Annotated in this window: 2 protein-coding genes; both read right to left on the bottom strand. The window is 44.7% G+C overall.

Annotation, left to right across the window (positions count from 1 at the left end):
• Nucleotides 1-1,911: a RagB/SusD family nutrient uptake outer membrane protein gene (locus tag AB7E53_RS14300; protein ID WP_421468321.1), complete on the bottom strand. Its 1,911-nt coding sequence runs from the start codon at nt 1,909-1,911 to the stop codon at nt 1-3.
• Between the two features lie 21 nt (nt 1,912-1,932).
• Nucleotides 1,933-4,422 (bottom strand): SusC/RagA family TonB-linked outer membrane protein (locus AB7E53_RS14295; protein WP_446776436.1); only part of this gene is annotated, 2,490 nt, incomplete at its 5' end.

Here is a 4,422-nt window from a genome sequence, read left to right as displayed (position 1 = left end):
TTATTTCCAGAAAGGATTTTGTACAAGGTTCGGATTCTTGTCCATTTCGGATTGTGGAACGGGGAACCAGTAGTGTTTCTTTTCAAATACCCGGTTCTGATATACCTTACGTGTAAAGAAGGCCTTGGGGTCTTTATCGTCGTCGCTAACTTTTTCGCCCATGAAGTTCATTCCATAGAATGGTCCGTTCAGGAATTTCTCGCCTTGTTTCCAACGACGGATATCAAAGTAACGGATGATATTCTCGCAATTCATCTCTACACGACGTTCGCGATGGATGGCTTCTCGCATGTCTGCCTGATTTGCAGGGACTGGGATCATACCTGCACCAGATCCGTATTGAGGAATACCTGCTCTTTCGCGAATTAGATTGAGATATTTAAGGATATCTGGATTACCCGGGTTAGCCTCGTTTAATGCTTCGGCATAATTTAGGTATGCTTCACCCAAACGATACAGAATTCCGGGATAATAGGGGAATACACCGTTGCGGACTTCGTGATCCGGATGTATTGTTTTACGTAACAGATAGCCGTTTTGCGGTGCATCGTGAGTAGGACCTCCATCCCATTCGCCAATCATAAAGCGGGTTGTTCTATTTTCAGAACGGTACCATGCCCGGTTGTATAATACGGATATATAGAAGCGAGGCTCTCTGTGAGTATACATATTGTAGGTACCTGCAAGGGTTACTTTGCCGTCTCCCTGCGACTCGATCCATTTAGTGTTGCGTATCTCCGGAGCTGTAGAGAATCCCTTTTCTTTGTAACCTGAGGCTTCATTGATAATAGGGCTTCCATCGGTATTGTATCCTACGATAGGAGGCAATCCGTTTTCCATAAAGAAGGCATCAACCAACGACTGGGTAATTCCATATCCCCCGTTACCTGCACAACCTCTGGGTGTGGCATGTCTGTTGATCTCATTTATATTACAATCCGGACGGGCAAACAGTATTTCTTTGTTTCCTTCAGTGGTTTTCTTAAAGAACATATTCTGATAGGATTGGAAAGGATCAATACTTCCGTCGGCATTGTATTCGTAATACAGTCCGTGGCCTGCAGCATGGGCTGCATCTATTAACTCCTTGCAGGCATTGGCTGCCCTTACCCATTTCTGAGGATCGTAGGTGGTATTGAACAGTTCCACGCCTTTGTTGTTTACATGTCCTTTATAATCGGGGTTTCCATTTACAAGCGGACTTGCGGCAAAGAGTAACAGACGTGCACGTACAGCCAGACACATGATGGAGGTGGCACGGCCGAATTTTTTCTTATCGGAGTACGAAGCTGGCAGTTTCTTTGACAGGTCAAGCAATTCTTTGTCTATCCAGTTTACGATTTCATCGTACGGGGTTTGTCCGGCCATCAGCTCTTCGTTGCTACTTCCTCCGGAAAGAAGCTTGTCGGGGTTGAAAGGTACCGGTCCGTAAATCTCTACCAGTAATGTTTTATAGTAGGCAATCAGGAAACGGGCTTCATTCTTCATGTTTTCCACATCTGCTTCGGTTACCAGCTGGGCGGCATTGGGTTTAACATTTTCAATGAAAATAAGAGCAGTACGGATACGTTTAGGCAGCAAAGACCAGTAGCCGTGTCCGTCACCCGAATTAGGACTCCAGTTTCCGGTTTGTTTGGCAACGATGTTCCATCCGAATTTTTCCCAGCCAGTGGACGGAGCTACATCGTCTCCCAAGGGCCCTAATCCGTTTTGACCAAGACCGTATGCTCCACTCCAAAGAGGATCGGGTATACTGGAATAGCAACCTGCCAACCAGTCTTCTGTGCGGGTCTTGTCGTTAAATACCATTTCAAGCGTAAGCATATCGTCCGGTTGTTTATCCAGATAGTCCGAACAGGAACTAAATGCACCAAGTACTAAGGCTACGAATAAATATTTTATAAGTTTCATACGTTGTATACTTTTATCGATTTAAAAATTAACTTCTAATCCAAAGGATGCCGACTTCATGATGGGGTATCGTAGTCCGGTTGATGTATCCAACTCAGGATCCCACAATTTAAATCCTGAGAACTGAAGCAGGTTGGAGCCGGTTACAAATAGGCGGGCACTCTGGATAAAGGCTGGCAGTAACTTCTTTTTGGAGAAGTTATATCCTAACTCCACGTTCTTTAACCGAAGCATGCTCATATCTTGCAGCCACCAGGTTGACTCCTGGGTGTTATTGGCATTTCTGGAGCTTGATAGGCGTGGCCAGAAGGCGTTTTGATCGGGGTTGTCAACAGTCCAATGATCCTGATAGTTGGATAGTATATTACCCATGGAGCCATCTCCGCTTCCTGGTATAAAGTTACTTCCACCGATCAATCGATATGTTTTAGCATTACCCTGGAAGAAGAATCCGAAATCAAAGTTCTTGTATTGGAAGTTTAGTCCGAATCCATATACTATCTGCGGGTTCCAGGTTCCTCCGATAGCTGAACGGTCCAGGTCGTTGATAACACCGTCTTTGTTTACATCCTTGTACTTGATATCTCCCGGACGAACTTTGCTGAAGGTGTGTTCCGGAATACCCTCTATTAATTCACCATCAACAAAATCTGCATCAGTAAAGAGTCCTTCGTCCTGTAAACCAAAGATTTGACCGATAGGATAGCCTGTGCTTGACCGGTTTGTTCCTAAAACTCCTAACGGTTCGTCTTGTTCTATTATCTTATTCTTTGCGTAGGTGAAGGTTCCACGGGCGGAGATCAGAAAGTCTTTGCTTACTTGTTTATTGGCTGTGAGTGACAGATCAATCCCCTGATTGGTCACAATACCGAAATTCTGAAAAGGTGTTTGCACAAATCCAGCCGATCCGGGCATAGTCTGACGTTGCAGGAAGATATTCTCGCGACGGTCTTTAAAGTAATCTGCCTGTAATTCGATGGCATTCCAAAGTCCAAGTTCAAGTCCGATATTGGCCTTTTTTACGGTCTCCCAGGTAAGATTTGCTACACCTACGTTTCCTTCCCAACGTCCGGAACGATGGTAATCGTTATCAACACCCCAACGATAACCGTCTGTATCTCCAATTGTAGTTAAATAGGCAAAGCGATAATCACCCCGGTTTGCCCCAAGTTGGTCGTTACCCACCAGACCGTAAGAGCCTCTGAACTTGATTTTAGAGAAGGTCTCTTTGTAAGGCTTCATGAAAGGTTCTTCCGAAAGCAACCACCCAACAGCTACAGAGGGGAAGAATCCGTAACGACTTCCTTTGGCAAAGTTTTCGGATCCGTTGTATCCAAAGTTTAACTCGGCCACGTAGCGGCTGTCGTATGTATAAGAGGCACGTCCAGCGATACCTTGATTTCGGTAAGGCAGCTTGCTCCCATCTTCGTAATTACTGCGGTTAAAAAGGAACATCCCGTTTACTGTATGTTTTCCAAAGGTCCGATCATATGAAACGGTCCACTCCAGGTAGGTTCTCTTGTTTCCCCAATCAGATGAGTTGCTGTGGTTCAAAAAGTTTTGTCCGTAACTGTAGATAACCAGATTGAGTGAACCATCTTCGTTACGTCCTACGGCTGGATTGTAATAATCGGGCGATTTGCTTCTTGAAACACCATTCCCCTGAAAACGGTCGAAGGAGAAAATGGCTTTCGTCTTTAAACCTTCAGTAATAAAATTCAGGTTTTGTTCGATGGAGAACAATGATTCCAGCTTACTGTCGCTGAAGGTCTCGTACCCTCTTTGGGTTGCCAGAGCCCATGGATTGGCACGTTGAGGTACAACGGGTATTTCTCCGGATGAATATTGTTGAGGATGAACGAACGGAGGGGTGTCAAATGCTACGGAGAACAAGTTATCCACACTTTCCGGTGCACGACGGCGATCTTGAAGATAACCCCCAATATTTACACGAAAGACGGTTGTTTTGGTTACATCCACATCTACGTTAGAGCGCACATTATAGCGGTTTAACGATGAGCTTGAATTCCATTCTTGTCGTTTATCGCGAGAGATAATTCCTTTTTCGTTATAAAATGATCCAACTAATGAATATCTCAGAATCTCACTACCTCCGGATACGGTAAGGTTTGCACGGGTATTATGTCCATAGTCGTCTGTAATTGCGTCCACCCAGTTTACGTTGGGGAAAAGATCGGGATCTTCGCCGGTACGATACTTCAGAATTTGTTCTTCTGTGTATCGTTCGGGTTTGTTTTCGTCGCGTGCAATTTCGTTAAGCAAGCTCAGATAATCTGCAGACCCGATAAATTCAGGAAGCTTACCTAACTTGGTAATACCCTGATCGAGTCGAACACTCACTTTGGGTTTACCAATTTCGCCACGTTTAGTATTTATAATTACGACCCCATTTGCTCCACGTACTCCGTAAACAGCACTGGCAGATGCATCTTTTAATACCGAAAAAGACTCAATTTCCGATGGATCCAGATTATTGAGCGAACGTTCTAC

It is taken from the genome of Macellibacteroides sp. (assembly GCF_050251695.1).
Lineage (GTDB): Bacteria > Bacteroidota > Bacteroidia > Bacteroidales > Tannerellaceae > Macellibacteroides > Macellibacteroides fermentans.
The sequence above is the reverse complement of the archived record's forward strand: the minus strand, read 5'-3'. Positions and strand labels throughout refer to the sequence as shown.